The organism is Desulfomarina sp. (assembly GCF_054039375.1).
Genome location: NZ_JBPLBA010000054.1, coordinates 1 through 15,952, shown reverse-complemented (window position 1 = coordinate 15,952; position 15,952 = coordinate 1). Strand labels below are relative to the sequence as shown.

Genomic DNA, 15,952 nt, shown 5'->3' with positions numbered 1-15,952 from the left:
CTCCCTTGCTATTGACCGGGAAGAGGTCGGTGTACTGATGATCAATTCCAGGCATGCAGCTTTCGATTCAACACTGGACGAAAACTGCATGCTGGCCATCTTTCCAATGATCGGCGGAGGATGACCGTAATCATGAATGAACTCCGATTAATGCCCTCGGGGTTAAAACAGTTCCTGGGTTAAATAAAAAAGTTCCTGTTGTACATAACTCCATTTTTATGTTATTAATTTGCTGTTCACAAAAATACAGTCTGAAAACAACAGGGAGCTTGATACAACTGCATGAACCAGACGGAAAGTACAGTTTACAAGTACATGGTGGAAGCCGGAAGCGATGAGGAATTTATTGCCGAAATCGACGATTATTCACGAATTTCCGGTCCTGAAGTATACACCGCAGTTTTCAAAATTCTGGCAGGGCTAGACATTCCGGAAGAGAAAGGCGCCCGATTCTGGCAGAAAACCCTGGAGCACAGACTGAAACTCATAAAACTCCTGGGAAGATATGTCGACATTACGACCGCCCTCAGCGATTTTCTGCAAACCTCAACAAAACACCTCTCCCACCCGCGTCTCATCGAAACCACATACTATGAAAATGTAATACGCGATACCATTTACGATCAGCTCACCGGCCTTTTCAACAGAACATATTTTGACGAGACATTTGTCCGACAGCTCTCCCTGGCAAAACGGTACAATACCGACCTCACAATACTTTTTCTTGATATCGATAATTTTAAAGAGGTTAATGATACATACGGCCATCTGACCGGGGATGAAATTTTGAAACAAACTGCTTCCATTATTAATCTGGAAAAACGGGACAGCGATATTGCGGCCAGATTCGGTGGTGAAGAATTCATTCTTCTCATGTCCCACACAGACAGTATCAATGCGTTTATCCTTGCGGAAAGAATACGAAAGGAGATTGAACTGCATCCATTTTACCATAACGATGACATCGTCAGGATAACCATCAGTGGCGGCCTGGCCTCATACCCTCTCAATTCAGACAATCCCACCCAACTGCTGTCCATGGCGGACAGTGCCCTCTATCTCTCCAAAGGGGCCGGGAAAAACAGGATCTCCCATTTCAAAAAAGAAAAAAGACGCTACCTCCGGGTAAAAATCAGCCAGCCGATACTTGTGAAAGAACTCGACTTTAAGGATTCAGTCCCCTTTTCCGGGAAGAGCAAGGATATCTGTGTTGGTGGAATTCTTTTTGAAAACAACCACCCGCTTCCCATCGGTGCCCTGATCAAAGTCAAGGTGGAAACAGGACATAATTCATCCGTTCTCCTGATTGGAAAAGTAGTACGTATAGAAAAATTTTCTGAAACCCGCTATGATATAGGAATGACGACATCGTTCAATGAAATGGCCAAAGCTGCCAGCCACGAGATTTCGGCCATTCTCCATAGTAACGGGTCTCCCTGATCCATCGAAAAACTGAATCTTTAATTCTTTTTTCATTCAAACTCCGGGAACACGGACATTTTCGTTTCCCTGTAATGCCGGGATCGTGTGAAAAGGCGATTTTTCAAGGTGCTCTGAAGCATATAACCCTAAATTCAAGACACATGATTACGAAAAAAGTCATAGTAAAAGGAAAAGTTCAGGGTGTTTTTTTCCGTGACTACACAAAGAGACAGGCCACCAGCCTAGGTTTAACTGGCTGGGTCCGTAATCTTGCCGATGGTTCTGTTGAAGCCCTTCTCTTCGGGGAGGAAGAATTGATCAAATCAATGCTCAACTGGTTCCATGAGGGATCTCCCCATTCCCGGGTGGATGAAGTGCTTGTATATGATGTTAAAGCAGATAAATCGTGCAGCTCTTTTGAAATCCGTTATTGAGCCGGATTGCCCATGCTGCTGACCGTCAATAACTTAAACCTCTGGTTCCATGGACGGAACAAAGAAAATATCCCTGTTCAAACCCAGGTACTCCACAATATCTCCTTCACTATTTCCAGGGGTAAAACAACAGCCCTTGTCGGGGAATCAGGCTCCGGAAAATCTGTCACAGCCTACTGTATCCTGCGTCTTCTTGAAGAAAACAGTTCTGTAAGAACTACCGGTTCCATTATTTTTGAAAACAGGGATCTGCAAAAACTCTCTCTTGAGGAAATGCGCCTGATCAGGGGAAACCGGATTGCCATCATTTTCCAGGAACCTATGAGTTCTCTTAATCCCGTTTTCTCCGTGGGAAACCAGATTCTCGAACCCCTTCGCATCCACCGCAGGATGACAAAGAAAGAGGCGGAAAAAGAAGCCATACGATTGCTGGACCGGTGCGGCATCATTGATTCCAAACGATACATGACCGCCTATCCCCATCAGCTGTCAGGTGGTCAGAGGCAACGGGTCATGATAGCCATGGCTCTGGCCTGCAGACCGGCACTGCTGATTGCCGATGAACCGACAACTGCTCTTGATGTCACTATCCAGGCCCAGATCCTGCAGCTCATTCATGATATCCAGGTGGAATTCAACATGGGCCTCCTCCTTATTTCCCATGACCTTACCCTGGTTAAAAAGAATGCCGATCAGCTTGCCCTGATGAAAAACGGCGTCATCATTGAGCAGGGAAACACTGAGCAGCTCTTCTCTTCTTCCGTGGACAGTTACGCAGGTCAACTTCTTTCCCTCGCAACCAGGGAGCATAAACAGAAAGATATCTCTAAATCTCCATTGCTCCTTGAAACAGAAAACCTCAGCTGTTTTTTTTCCACTCCCCGCAGCTGGGACCAGTTCCTCAAACGTGAAAAAACCGGTGTCACTGCAGTTGACAGAGCAAACATACGACTTCACAGGGGAACCACATGCGGTATTGTTGGTGAATCAGGGTCAGGAAAAACAACCCTCGCCTTTGCCATTTTGAAACTGACCCCCAGTCAAGGCAAAATCATTTACAACGGAAAAGACCTGGCACAGTTAAATAATAGACAGATACGAAACCTGCGCCGCCACATGCAGATAGTTTTTCAGGATCCTTTTTCTTCCCTTTCCCCCAGGCTCACTGTAGAAGAGATAATCGGAGAAGGGCTGAAAATCCATTTTCCGGAACTTGACCGGGCTGGAAGAAGAGCGGAAATCCTTGCGACACTCGAAGAAGTTGGACTGAAGGCGGATATAATCAATCGATATCCCCATGAATTTTCCGGAGGACAACGCCAGCGGATTGCAATAGCCCGATCCATTATCCTGAAACCACAACTGCTGATCCTGGATGAACCGACATCAGCGCTTGATGTTACTATTCAGGCCCAGGTTATCGATCTTCTCCTCATGCTTCAAAAAAGACACAACCTGACTTATATCTTTATATCCCATGACCTTCGCGTTATAAAGACCATGGCTGATTATATAGTTGTCATGCAGAATGGGAAAATCGTTGAAAGCGGACCGGCAGGGGAACTGTTTTCTTCGCCCGGTCAAAAGTACACGAAAACACTTTTCCAGGCGTCCCTGTATGATTTTCAGCAATGAAATCATAAAAATGAATGACTATTCAACTGCAATTCACAACTATTTACTTTTCCTTTATATTTTGGTAAGTACAAGGGTGAAAAATAATATTTTTCCCTGATCGATGCAGCCGGGCCCAAAGCCCCGGTCATTCTTTCACTGGAAATTCGCAATAAACCGGCACATGGCCGGATCAAACAGCCGGGCCATGGACAATGATGGAAAAACCGACTGCAGGGATACAACCTTCTGCAGCATGATTTTTTAAGTGGCCTTCTTCAGATAAACAAGTTCTTGAGCCCTGTAGCCTTTCATCGTCAGCCTTCAGTGCCAAGCAGTGGAGTATTTTGTGTTCAGACCATTGCGCCTCAGCCTCATCGGCAGATTCAAATTCATACATATATGTTACGTGATTGGGATCCTGGTGATCGGATACATTTCCCATGAAGATCTGCGCACAGCAGAGGAAAAACTGCAGATCATGGGTCTGGCCTATAAACTCAATAATATCATTCTGGAAGTTCGCCGGTATGAAAAAAATTACCTGCTGTACAATACTCCCCAGGCACTGCAGGAAAATGCAAAATATATAGACCTGGCCCTGAAGACCCAGAAAGATATGTCCGACAAGGTGGAAAAACTGAAAGTGGCCCCCATGCTGGAAGAACTCAGCAGTCATCTCGAAACTTACCGCAGAAGTTTCAGGTTGTTCACCAGGACAGACCCCGCAAATCCAGATCTGCATAAGAATATAATTGAAAAAATCAGGCTACAGGGTCAGCAGATGGTTGGACTGAGTGAAAATCTGGTTAAATTCGAACACGCTCAGATCTATTCAATCTTGAAAGAACTCAAACAGCAACTGGTCATCTGGGCCGCCATTGCCATCCTGCTGAGCATTCTCATTCCTTTTCTTATTTTTTCACGGATTTTCGATCCGCTGACCATCATCAAAAAAGCCACAAAGGATATCGCCCAGGGACGTTTCAAAAAACTTGAAATCCCTGCCACCAGGGACGAAATGCAACAGGTCATGGAAGCATTCAATACCATGGTTCAGGAACTTGAACACAGGCAGGACCAGCTGGTCCAGTCAAAAAAACTCTCTTCAATCGGCACGCTGACTGCCGGTGTGGCCCATCAGCTTAATAATCCCCTGAATAATATTTCCACTTCATGCCAGATCGCTATTGACGATATGGAATCCAACGACCGGGAACTGATCCGCAGAATGCTGAAAAACATTGAACAGGAAACCCACAGGGCAAGAGATATAGTCAAGGGGTTGCTGGAATTTTCCAGACTGCAGGAATTCACCCTGCGCCCCTCGTCACTCATCAATATCGTCAATCGGGCGGTAGAGCTGGTAAAAAGTCAGATTCCTGCAGATATTATCATTACAGTCGATGTCCCGGAAGACCTGGTTCTTCCTGTGGATATCCAGAGAATGCAGGAAGTGTTCCTCAATCTTCTCATCAACGCCTCCCAGTCAATTGAGCACCAGGGAACAATTACCATTGGTGCCAGAGTCGATGAGCAGGAAGACTGTGTGTTTATAGAAATTACCGACACCGGTCAGGGTATTCCGACGGAAATACGCGGACAGCTGTTCGACCCATTTTACACCACAAAAGAAGAAGGCAAGGGAACAGGTCTTGGCCTCTCCGTCGTTTACGGTATAATCCAGAGGCACCACGGAGAAATATCCGTTGAAAGCACTCCCGGAGAGGGTGCTTCTTTTTATATAAAACTCCCCCTGGGTTAGAAACAATTACGTGAAATGACCTCTTCAGACCGAAAAACCGTCCTTGTCGTGGATGATGAAGCCATTGCCAGGGAAAACCTGGCCCTGATCATGGAAAAGGAAGGGTATGATGTTGTCGTCGCCGACAGTGGAGAGGTCGCTCTTTCACTCCTTGAAGAAAGAGAAGTCGACCTGGTCCTTACCGATTTACGGATGCAGGGAAAAGACGGTATCGCTGTTCTCAACGGAACCAAAAAAAAGTGGCCGGCGACAGAAGTAGTGGTCATCACGGGCTATTCCAGTGTAGAAACAGCCATTGAGGCAATTCGACAGGGTGCGTACCATTACCTGCCTAAACCTGTCAACGTGGCAGAACTCAAGGTTCTGGTCGGCAAGGCTCTTGAAAAAAGTGGCATGCAGAAAGAAATCCGTTCCCTGAAAAAACAGCTGTCCGACAGTACAGGGGCGTCCCGGATCATCGGCCAGAGCCCTGCTGTTCAGGCCATGCGTGAAAGAATAACCCAGGTGGCACAGCTTGACTGTAATGTTCTGATTCTGGGTGAGACAGGAACAGGCAAAGAACTGGTGGCAAGAACAATTCACGAACTGAGTCCACGTTCAAAGGGTCGTTTTGTTGCCTTTAACTGCGGTGCATTTACCGAAGAGCTGATAACAAATGAACTGTTTGGCCATGAAAAAGAAGCCTTTACAGGGGCAAACAGAGAAAAGAAAGGACTCCTGGAACTGGCAGAGGGCGGCACAGTCTTTTTTGATGAGATAGGTGAACTTTCCCTTTCCATGCAGGTCAAGCTGCTGCGGGTTCTCCAGGAAAGAACCCTGCGAAGGGTTGGTGGATCCAGAGAAATTCCCATTGATATAAGGATTCTTGCGGCAACCAACAAAGACCTGAAACAGGAGGCGGAGAACGGAACCTTCAGAATGGATCTCTTTTACCGTCTTGATGTTATCACGATTCGCGTCCCACCCCTTGCCCAGCGCCGGGATGATATCCCTCTGCTGGTGAATCACTTCATGGTCAAGCATGCCCATGCTGGAAAAGATATCCCCCAACTCTCCGGTGAAGTTATCGAACGACTCAAACAATATGAATATCCCGGAAATATACGAGAACTTGAGAATATCGCCCAGAGAATCCTTATAGAATGCCATGACAGCATTGTCATGCCCCCCCATCTTCCAATCGATCTGCGAAACGATATGATCATTCCTACCCGGTCTGGCAGCGATCCCTGGCCGTCACTTGTGGAGCATGAAAAAAGCTATATCCGTGAAGTTCTGGACAAGGTCGAAGGAAACAAATCAAAAGCCGCAAAACTGCTCGGTATAGACAGGGTTTCCCTCTGGCGGAAAATCAAACGATACGATCTTGAAAATCCTGATGCCTGAGTTCCACCACCCGACCCATTTGTTCGTAATTGGTCACAGGGGTGGCAACTCTATGATTTTATTATCTCTGCCAGGACATGATCAATAATCTCATCCACAACCCGCACGAGAATTATTTCAAGCCCTTCCTTCACATCGTCGGACAGTATTTCCACTTCATCCCTGTTGGCTTCCGGCAGGAGAACTCTTGAAATTCCAGCCCGCTGGGCCGCCAGCAGTTTCTCCCGGATACCACTTATGGGCAATATTCTGCCACTGAGAGTCATTTCCCCGGTCATGGCTGTGTCGGCTCTCGCCACCCTTCCCGTAAGAAGAGACAGTAATGCGGCAAAAATTGTGATCCCGGCAGAAGGTCCGTCTTTGGAAACAGCCCCGGAAGGCAGGTGGATATGCAGGTCACTGGCCTTGAAAAAATCGTCGGGAACACCATATTCCCCGGTTCGGCTGCGAATAAGGCTGAGAGCGGCCTGGGCCGATTCACGCAGAACTTCCCCCAGGGAACCGGTAAGAATAAGATGACCGGTTCCCGGCATCAGCGCCGATTCAACACTTATTATTTCCCCTCCAACCTCTGACCAGACCAGACCTGTGGTGATACCGAGCCTGTTCCCGACCTCGGCTGCTTCACGATGATATTTCCTGGGCCCGAGAAATCCCCTGATAACTTCTCCATCAATATTGAGAAACTCATCCTTTCCGTCACTGTTCAGATAAACCAGAGCAAGTTTTCTGCAGATATTTGCTATCTCCCGCTCAAGCCCCCGCAGTCCGGACTCTCTCGTATAATCATTAATAATTCTTGATACTGCATCATCAGAGAACTGTATAGCCACCCGGTTCAATCCGGTTGCCTTTAACTGCCGGGGAATCATGAACTGTCTGGCTATATCTTTTTTTTCCCTTTCCGTATATCCGGAGAACTCAACTATCTCCATACGATCTAGAAGAGGACCCGGCAGTCTCGACAGATCATTAGCTGTTGCAACAAACATAATTTTTGAGAGATCAAAAGGCAGATCAAGATAATGATCCATAAATTTAACGTTCTGCTCTGGATCAAGCACTTCGAGAAGGACAGACGCTGGATCTCCCCGGAAATCCTGACCGATCTTGTCTATCTCATCAAGCATGAAAACCGGATTATTAACACCTGCCCGTTTCAGTTCAGTGATGATTCGCCCCGGCATGGCACCCACATAGGTTCGCCGGTGACCACGAAGTTCAGCCTCATCACGCAGACCAGCCAGAGACATGCGGACAAAATGGTGATTGAGGGCTTCAGCTATTGCCTTACCAACAGAAGTTTTACCCGTCCCTGGAGGACCGGTAAAACAGAGGATGGGTCCCTTACCCATCTCATTCATTAACCTCTTTTCCAGTACTTCTTTGACGGTTTTGCGCAGTTCATCAAGATTTAGCGGCTTTCCAAGGTAATGTGCTGCTCCTCTTTTCAGAGCTTCCACGGCTGAATTGACTGTGGCAAATCCGGTCACCATGACCACGGGAGTTTCAGGAGAAACTCGGTTGATATGGCCAAGAAGTTCCATCCCGTCCATACGATCCATCTTCAGATCGGTGATCACCAGATCAATATCTCCACCGGAAAGTATTTCCAGAGCATCAAGACCGTTCGATGCAAGAAAACAGCTGTAACCGTCTTTCAGCAGAACATGTTCCATATTGGTTCGGGCAATCTCCTCATCATCTACAATAAGAATTCTTGCCTGTACAGCCCCCCTGAGGGTTTTAGCTGCGAGAAATTCAAGAATTCGCTGCTTGACTTCGTCAAGGCCGCAGTGACGTGTATTCAACAATGTTTCCGCCCTTGAAACATCGAAGTTACCGGTGGACGATGTATTCCAGGGCAGGGAAAGAATAAAATCAATATAGTTGCAACCGATGGAGTATTCCGCTACAGCAGCATCGGTTTTTTCCAGTTTCTCAACCTCCTTTTCTGCCGCCTCTCTCGCCTCGCGGGGTAATTCCGCCTCTCTTATCTGTTGCCGTACCTTTTCCAGTTGTGTCTGTTCCCGTGGTTTTTCTTCAGGCTGGCCATCATCCTGCTCATGTTTTTTTTTGAAAAACATAACAACTGCTCCCGTTTCAATTATTTTCGTGACTAGTATCAAGTCAACAATGAAATGACGTGAAAAAGGACAAGCAAGATACGTCAGAGCTGTGTTGACGGGACACTGGCTTACGGTCATTGTTCAACTGCAAGCATTTTCGATGCCAGAATATCTTTTTTAAACTTCGCCTCAATCCATGAATGTCCGATGGTGATGCCGCCTGATTGTTTTCCTGGTTGCGCACATAAAGGAAACAACCCTCCGGCAAATCACCACCAAGTGGTAATGTTACAATACGCAACGGATGTTGCTTTTTGCACCAGCAAAAACCTGGAGTCGTTGCAATACGCAACACTCTATAACCAGGTAAAATTCTGTCATACTTTATTTCTTTTATTTCAAACATGTTACGCAATAAATACAACCTGGCATAGATATTGAAATATTGTTTTTAACTTGCACCTGTAAACAATTACAGTTCAGGGGTAACAAAATCATAGAGTTGCCGCCCCTGTTAGGAGTTACAAGTAATCTTACAGTTAATCTGCCAGGATTGTTATGACCAGACATGACATGAACGAAAAAACCGGTGAAACAACCGAGACACCAGCACCCAACATACCACGAATTCTCGTGGTGACAAGCAAGGGACACCTCACTGAACCGGTCATGGATTACGCCATCAGCGTTGCCGAGCGTCTTAACAGAGCAATACACGCAGTATACGTCAACACTCTTCCCTTTCTTCCGGATGGCGGTGCCCGCGCCCGACATTTCAGCAGGGCCGTCAGAGAGAGTGCCACCATTTTCAAGGAAAAGGCCCGGGAAAAACCGGTGTTTTTCAGTTACACGGAAGAATCAGGAAAGGTGGGAAAAGTTGTCCATCGACTATGTTATTCGGCAAAACGTATTGATTTCATAGTAATTGACAAAGGTATCCGGCGCTCTGAGGTAACCAGAAAAGCACCGGTTCCTGTTTTCAGTGTCATCTATACCCAATCCGGGAAAGGAAATCCATTATATAAAAAGAGACATCATTTCAATAATTTAAACACAGGAGGTTTTCCAATGTCCGCCAAAAGAACACGCTATGCAAAAAAATGTCTGATCTTCGGACTCGGTTCCGCCGCTCTCTATGCGGCGGTTTTTACCAGTAGTGAAACTGTCATGGAATACTACACCAGGGGTGGCTGGTATGCCATACTGCCTGTAGCTACAGTTTTTGCCTTTTCCTATTTCCATGGAAGCTTTACAAGTGCTTTCTGGTCCATGCTCGGTATTGAGGGGTCCCAGAAAGCGGCAGACGATCTTGCTGAGAAACGTGAAAAGTCTGCTGATACTGTACAGAAGCGCAGAGACGATCGCCCCAGGGCACAGATCAATGCATAACCGGTGTCTATCCAGAAATGAGGATTTTTGTTCGGGATCAAGGCGCACGGGAAATTTTACCGCAGGCATATAATTGATATCGGAGTCTACGCTTACCTCCGAGAATAAAATTTTTCGGGCAACGCAGATATCGGGCAAAAAGACCAACTATGGACAGGCACTAACTAATTATTTCCTGATTACCCACGAAATTCAGCACGGCTGAGTTCTGTACGTAATCAAAAATTATTTTATCTTTATCATTTTATTTTCAAACGTATTGGAGAAAAATCATGCATGGTCCAGTGACGGAAGCACTTCAATTTATCGATTTAAATCTCTATTCAGCTATATTCCTTATCCTGGTCGGTTTTGTCGGGGGCCTCGTCAGTGGCTTTATCGGCTCCGGTGGAGCATTTGTTCTTACTCCGGGAATGATGAGTCTGGGTGTACCCGGAACAGTAGCTGTGGCCAGTAACATGTGCCATAAATTCCCTAAAGCCCTGGTTGGCGCCATCAAACGGTACCGTTATGGTCAGGTGGACATCAAACTTGGTGTAATCATGGGTATAATCGCCGAGGTCGGTGTCCAGGTGGGAATTCGTTTCCAGAAATTCATCAGAGACACCTGGGGTGATGCCGGCTCCAACCTCTATGTGAGCGTCGCCTTTGTCGCGGTACTGGTCGTAGTAGGTTCCTTTGTCATGCGCGATGCCATCAAAATCATGAGATCGGGCGGTGATACAAGCAAACCCGTACTTGCCAAGAAACTGCAGAAAATTGAACTGTGGCCAATGATCACCTTTAAACGCATCAATCTCCGCATCAGCTTCTGGTTCCTGGCTCCTGTCGCCCTCGCAACGGGTATGCTGGCTGCCACCATTGCCGTAGGCGGATTCATCGGCGTTCCTGGTCTCATGTATGTCATCGGTGTAACCAGTATTGTCGCTTCAGCCACCGAACTTGTCATAGCTTTCGTCATGGGCCTTGGTGGAACCCTGCTGTGGGCATATTACGGCATGGTCGATATCCGTCTTACCCTTCTTATTCTTGCCGGATCACTTTTCGGTGTACAGCTTGGGGCCATCGGAACCACATATGTCAAAGACTATATGGTTAAGTTTGTTATGGCCACAATCATGCTGATTGTTGCAGTCAGTCGATTCCTGGCTATGCCGAAATATATGAACCAGCTCGATATCACCCATATCGCCAACAGTAATGTCGCACTCATGTCAAAAATCAGTTACGGTATTATGGTTATTGCTCTGCTGGTCGGTGCATTCATCATTCTTTACAACCTTTTCAAAGCGCGCAGCCAGGAAAAAGCTGCATATGCTGCGGCTGCATCAGAGGCATAATCATGGCTGGTTCCGTCAGTACTGTTCTAGTGGCAATTGATCCGGTTTCACCGGTTAAAAGCACTGTCAGGGAAGCCCTGCGACTCTCTTCATCCATGGGTGCTGAACTGACAGCACTCTCAGTTGCTCCCCGATATGAAGGAGACCTGAACCGTCTGACCCTGAAAAATACTGACACCCAGCTTAGACAGCCATTCCAGCAGTGTCTGCAGGAGGCCGCGGACTATGCGGCCTCCTGCAACATGGTGCTTGAAACAGTCCTTCGCCATGGAGATCCTGCAGATGAAATCGTCAACTGGGCTGAAAAGACAGGAGCGGAATTTATCGTCATCGGAAGTCAGAAAAGACACAGTATGGAACGAGTTTTTCTCAGCAGGACTACTGCCGGTATCATCAGTCTCAGTCCATGTGATGTGTTAACTGTTCCCGAAAATTCCACCATTGATTTTTCCAGGATACTTGTCTGTATCAACGGATCAAAACACTCCATGGAAGCGGCACAAAGGGCACTTGATCTGGCAATGAGCTACGGCAGCACAGTCCACATGCTTACTGTCGTGGATATCCCACTGGACAAGAGTCTTCGATACGGAGTCCTCAAGGAAGCACGGAGAAAGGCTCTTTCAACCCTTCAGAGTCTCGCTGAGCAGGGACGTAAGCTGGAAGTCAACACCGTAACAGAACTGAGGGATGGAACTCCTTATAAAAACATTGTCACCTATGCGGAAGAAAACGATATTCAGTTGACAATTCTCGGCTCCTACAGCAGGACAGCTCTTGAACGGATGTTTTTCGGATCAATTGTTGAAAGAGTTACCGCACTTTCAACCAGTCCAACTCTGATTGTAAAAAAACTTGGCAGTGGTGGTGTCAGAAATTTTATCTCCTAATGGAAGTCTGCAATACATCCTGACACCGGACACTCATGGGAAAACACGAGGTGATAAAATGGAACCTGGAACAGTGTTTGCCGGATTTGTACTGTACATGGGAGGATTTCACCTTCTGTGGCAGGCATCTGATCGGCTGAGCAAATGGTGGACAAAAAACAAAGACACCAGCACCCTTGCTAGAAAACAAAGGGTTAAAAGAGATGACTGGTATGTCTTTTTTCACCAGTCCGATTTGACAGGTCCAACACGTCCACAAAAGCCGCATTCCGGCAGAAGTAAAAGAGAAAAAAGCACAGATAACAACCTTCCCAAAAAACGAAGACCAAGAGCAAGAGCCCGGTAGTCACTATTCACGGACGGACCCAGGGGAATGAGTATTTTCGGCTGAAAAATTGATTCAGGAAATGTTCTGCTTCTTCCAGAGATTTCCCCTGAACCTGCAGGCAAGACCTTTTCTGAGCATTTTTTCTGTAATAAGACTTTTTTCCTCTGCCAGTATCGCCAGGGAAATCAAAGCCCAGCACACAGCAGGAATGTGTAATTTCTTGAAATCCACTGCAATTGTCCTTCCTTATTCACAGGGCCCGGGGGCAGAGACAACCCTGCACTCCTCCTGCCGTAATGATCAGCAAACTCATCCCGTTCATTCTCCGGAATAAGACCGAAAACTGAAGGTAAGGCAGCAATTTCACCCTCCAACCCTTTCAAGGTCACACGGTTTTTCTTACTGTATCGCCTAGGACAGACACCCCAGATATCCACAAAAGAAAACCCTCGATACTGCACCGTATCCCGGATCTGTTTCCCTTGTCATGGCCGTTTCTTTATTTGGGGCAAGAAAAACCGGGAAGCGAAATCGTTCAGAAAGATTAAATGCCTGAACGCTCAGGGTATAACAATCCGCAGCATCTACAGGTGCCTGCACAATAATCGGGAGACCTCCACTGTTACTCCAGCGGAGGAACTGTATATCTCCCGTCAGCTCCCCTGGTGGCCGCCCCCTTGACGGGCCGAGGCGCTGCACATCAATTATAACCAGAGAGATCTCTCCACCTATGGCAAAAGAAATCTGCTCACTGTAAAGACTGATTCCCGGCCCTGACGTTGCTGTCATGGCTTTCATACCACCCATGGTTACCTCTAAGCAAAATCCGATGGAAGCGATTTCGTCTTCACCCTGGAGACAGACTCCCCCGGTGAGGGGGAGCAGCCAGAATTTCACCCACAACCATTGGAGTTCTCAACCGCTTGTCTGCATTTATCTCCATGTATATCATTTTTAAAAAGAGCATGACCACGCTCCATGGCGCAGAAATCACCACACATGGTACAAGTAGCCTTGTTTTCAGGACTGCGTGATTCACGAACCTGGCGCATTTTTTCAGGAAACATCGACAGTTTGAAATACTCTGCGAAATCACTGTCTCTTCTGGCCAGAGCAACCTGCTTTTCAAGTTCTCTCCGTTCAGGATACTTTGCAATATCACCGATCCTTGCGGCAAGCCTTGTGGCCCGTACTCCCTCCCGCACATCATCTTCATCCGGAAGCGCCAGATGTTCCGCCGGTGTAATATAACAAATGAGATCCGCACCATGTCTTGCTGAGTTGGCAGCACCGATTGCCGCGGTAATATGATCATATCCGGCGCCGGAATCAGCCGGAAGAGGGCCGAGTACGTAATAGGGTGCCCCGCCGCTCATTCTCTTTTCCAGCATGATATTTCCTTCAATTTCGTCAAGGGGAACATGCCCCGGCCCCTCCACCATCATCTGGCAGCCCATATCCCGGCCAAGTTCTGCCAGTTCACAGTTTATAATCATTTCCGCCATCTGTGCCCTGTCATGACTGTCATGGATTGCCCCGGCCCGTATGCCATTACCGAGGGAAAGAACAGCATCATACTTTTTCATCAACCCACAGACCCTGTCAAACTGCTCATAAAGAGGATTTTCACAATTATTATATTCCATCCAGGACACCATGAATGTCCCCCCTTTGGAAACAAGTCCACCATACCTGAACCCCTGCTTGCGCAATCGTTCAATGGAAAAACGGTTTATTCCGCAGTGAATGGCCATAAATGAGATACCGTCAGCCAATTGACGCTCAATCAGCTCAAAGAGGTATTCCGGATCAAGCTTATTTGGATTACGATATTTTTTAATACTGTCTGCAAAAGCCTGATACAGGGGGACGTTGCCGACCGGAAGCAAGCAACCATCCAGAACGGCACGACGAATCATATCAAGATCTCCCCCCGCTGACAGTTCCATCAGGGTGTCCACATGCTCTTCCTCAGCTATTTTCGCTTTTCTCAGCTCAAGCTCAACATCGACAATATCAGAGGAGGTGCCGATGGATGCATTCACTTTTGTACGCAGGCCTTCACCAATACCACATATTTTCTGCTCAGGTCTTGCCGGATTACATGGAATAACCACCGTTCCGGCTGCCACTTTTTTTCTGATTTCTTCCGGGACAAAGCCTTCCTTTTCCGCCACATGTTGCATTTCCCGGGTAATTCTCCCTTCTCTGGCCAATTCAATCTGAGTTTTCATTTCCTCATTGCTCCTTTTTCCTCAACCCTGCACATCGAATCCATCGATCCTCGCATTTCCAACAGGTGAACGAAGACTAAGAACCTGCCTGTTACAGGATTCAGGTAATAAAAAAAATTCCTGTCAAAGCGGGCAATAAAAAAGTCCGCACCCCAGTCAACGACTGCAGTACGGACTTTTTTCGGACAAGAAAGCCATATCTTCCGGGCAGGTCTTCTGACTCGCGGTTCACTCTCGGACTGCGCCTTCCCATCCCAAACACGGACAGTGGCAATTTCAGCAGTCGTCGTCCCCGCTTACAGCGCTGGCCCAACGTTACGGAATTTCACCGTATTCCCTTTTCACCCCGAACAATTGTCCTGAGGCACCCGGCAGACTGTATATCTGTTTTTGCAAACGTTTCAGTCATTTTTTTATAAAACAGACTTACTTACGTTCACAAATCCTCTCCCTGAATCAGTAACAGCTTGGTAATTGTTTTTTAATAACACTTCGAAAAACGATCGTAAAATTCATATTCCGGTATATCAAAAAGAACAGGCTGCATCGCCAAAAAATGCTGACGGATTCAGGCATCCCTCAACAGAAGGATTCACTTTTTTACTCTTTTTTACTCAAACTCATTGTAACCTAAATCCTGCACTTCAGAAAATGAAAAAATTTAACTATGATTTAATTTCATTATAAGTGTATGTTATATCTATCGAAACTGCTCCTTTACTTTTTGGATGAATGTATATTTTTTCATTTTCTTTGCCCTCCGGGATTGACAATTTTACCAAATCTGCTTCGTTTTCAATGGATTGAAGTATGCCTATCCATCGGCACCTTTGAACCTGGCATCTCCGGCAAACTTGCCAATTGCAGAATTTATCTGTAAATATAATTAGTTACAATCTTTCCTCATCTGTTCCCATCCCGTTACATTCCTTTATTTTTTCCCAAAAACCGGTTTTTATAAACATTAAAAACTCCTTGAATTTTAACAAGAAATTATTATATTGATCACAGGTTTTCATCCCTGTAAACAACAGAAAAAAAACTTATTCTTTTCTGATGACGTATGAAACTCAGCCTGTTA

11 protein-coding genes and 1 riboswitch are annotated in these 15,952 nt (G+C 46.5%); of the genes, 8 read left to right on the top strand and 3 right to left on the bottom strand.

Going from position 1 to position 15,952, the window contains the following annotated elements:
- The first annotated feature begins 282 nt into the window (after positions 1 to 282).
- The 5 genes from ACXLDX_RS02970 (at position 283) to ACXLDX_RS02950 (ending at position 6,621) form a co-directional block, all read left to right on the top strand.
- Positions 283 to 1,440: a diguanylate cyclase gene (locus tag ACXLDX_RS02970; protein WP_457575704.1), complete on the top strand. Its 1,158-nt coding sequence runs from the start codon at positions 283 to 285 to the stop codon at positions 1,438 to 1,440.
- Positions 1,441 to 1,583: 143 nt separating this feature from the next.
- Positions 1,584 to 1,856, top strand: a complete 273-nt coding sequence (locus tag ACXLDX_RS02965) for an acylphosphatase (protein WP_457575703.1) — start codon at positions 1,584 to 1,586, stop codon at positions 1,854 to 1,856.
- A gap of 12 nt (positions 1,857 to 1,868) precedes the next feature.
- Positions 1,869 to 3,491 carry an ABC transporter ATP-binding protein gene (locus ACXLDX_RS02960; RefSeq protein ID WP_457575702.1) on the top strand — a complete coding sequence of 541 codons (1,623 nt, stop codon included), beginning with the start codon at positions 1,869 to 1,871 and terminating at the stop codon, positions 3,489 to 3,491.
- Positions 3,492 to 3,894: 403 nt separating this feature from the next.
- A complete protein-coding gene (locus ACXLDX_RS02955) occupies positions 3,895 to 5,235 on the top strand; it encodes a sensor histidine kinase (protein WP_457575701.1) in 1,341 nt (446 codons plus the stop codon).
- Between the two features lie 15 nt (positions 5,236 to 5,250).
- Entirely contained in the window at positions 5,251 to 6,621 is a 1,371-nt protein-coding gene (locus tag ACXLDX_RS02950) for a sigma-54-dependent transcriptional regulator (RefSeq protein WP_457575700.1), read from the top strand.
- 50 nt (positions 6,622 to 6,671) lie between these two features.
- On the opposite strand, the gene lon is transcribed toward ACXLDX_RS02950, so the two are convergent.
- On the bottom strand, positions 6,672 to 8,708 hold the full coding sequence (lon, locus tag ACXLDX_RS02945; RefSeq protein ID WP_457575699.1) for an endopeptidase La: 2,037 nt from the start codon (positions 8,706 to 8,708) through the stop codon (positions 6,672 to 6,674).
- 540 nt (positions 8,709 to 9,248) lie between these two features.
- Between lon and ACXLDX_RS02940 the strand changes: the two genes are divergently transcribed.
- The 3 genes from ACXLDX_RS02940 to ACXLDX_RS02930 all read left to right on the top strand — a co-directional run bounded on the left by ACXLDX_RS02940 (position 9,249) and on the right by ACXLDX_RS02930 (position 12,309).
- Positions 9,249 to 10,079, top strand: a complete 831-nt coding sequence (locus ACXLDX_RS02940) for a universal stress protein (RefSeq protein ID WP_457575698.1) — start codon at positions 9,249 to 9,251, stop codon at positions 10,077 to 10,079.
- 272 nt (positions 10,080 to 10,351) lie between these two features.
- On the top strand, positions 10,352 to 11,419 hold the full coding sequence (locus tag ACXLDX_RS02935) for a sulfite exporter TauE/SafE family protein (RefSeq protein WP_457575697.1): 1,068 nt from the start codon (positions 10,352 to 10,354) through the stop codon (positions 11,417 to 11,419).
- Positions 11,420 to 11,421: 2 nt separating this feature from the next.
- A complete protein-coding gene (locus tag ACXLDX_RS02930; RefSeq protein ID WP_457575696.1) occupies positions 11,422 to 12,309 on the top strand; it encodes a universal stress protein in 888 nt (295 codons plus the stop codon).
- A gap of 739 nt (positions 12,310 to 13,048) precedes the next feature.
- On the opposite strand, the gene ACXLDX_RS02925 is transcribed toward ACXLDX_RS02930, so the two are convergent.
- Positions 13,049 to 13,534, bottom strand: coding sequence for a hypothetical protein (locus ACXLDX_RS02925; RefSeq protein WP_457575695.1), 486 nt, complete (start codon positions 13,532 to 13,534; stop codon positions 13,049 to 13,051).
- A complete protein-coding gene (gene thiC, locus ACXLDX_RS02920) occupies positions 13,531 to 14,871 on the bottom strand; it encodes a phosphomethylpyrimidine synthase ThiC (protein WP_457575694.1) in 1,341 nt (446 codons plus the stop codon). The genes ACXLDX_RS02925 and thiC overlap by 4 nt, the downstream gene beginning before the upstream one ends.
- 189 nt (positions 14,872 to 15,060) lie before the next feature.
- Positions 15,061 to 15,258: riboswitch (cobalamin riboswitch) on the bottom strand.
- Positions 15,259 to 15,952: the final 694 nt, after the last annotated feature.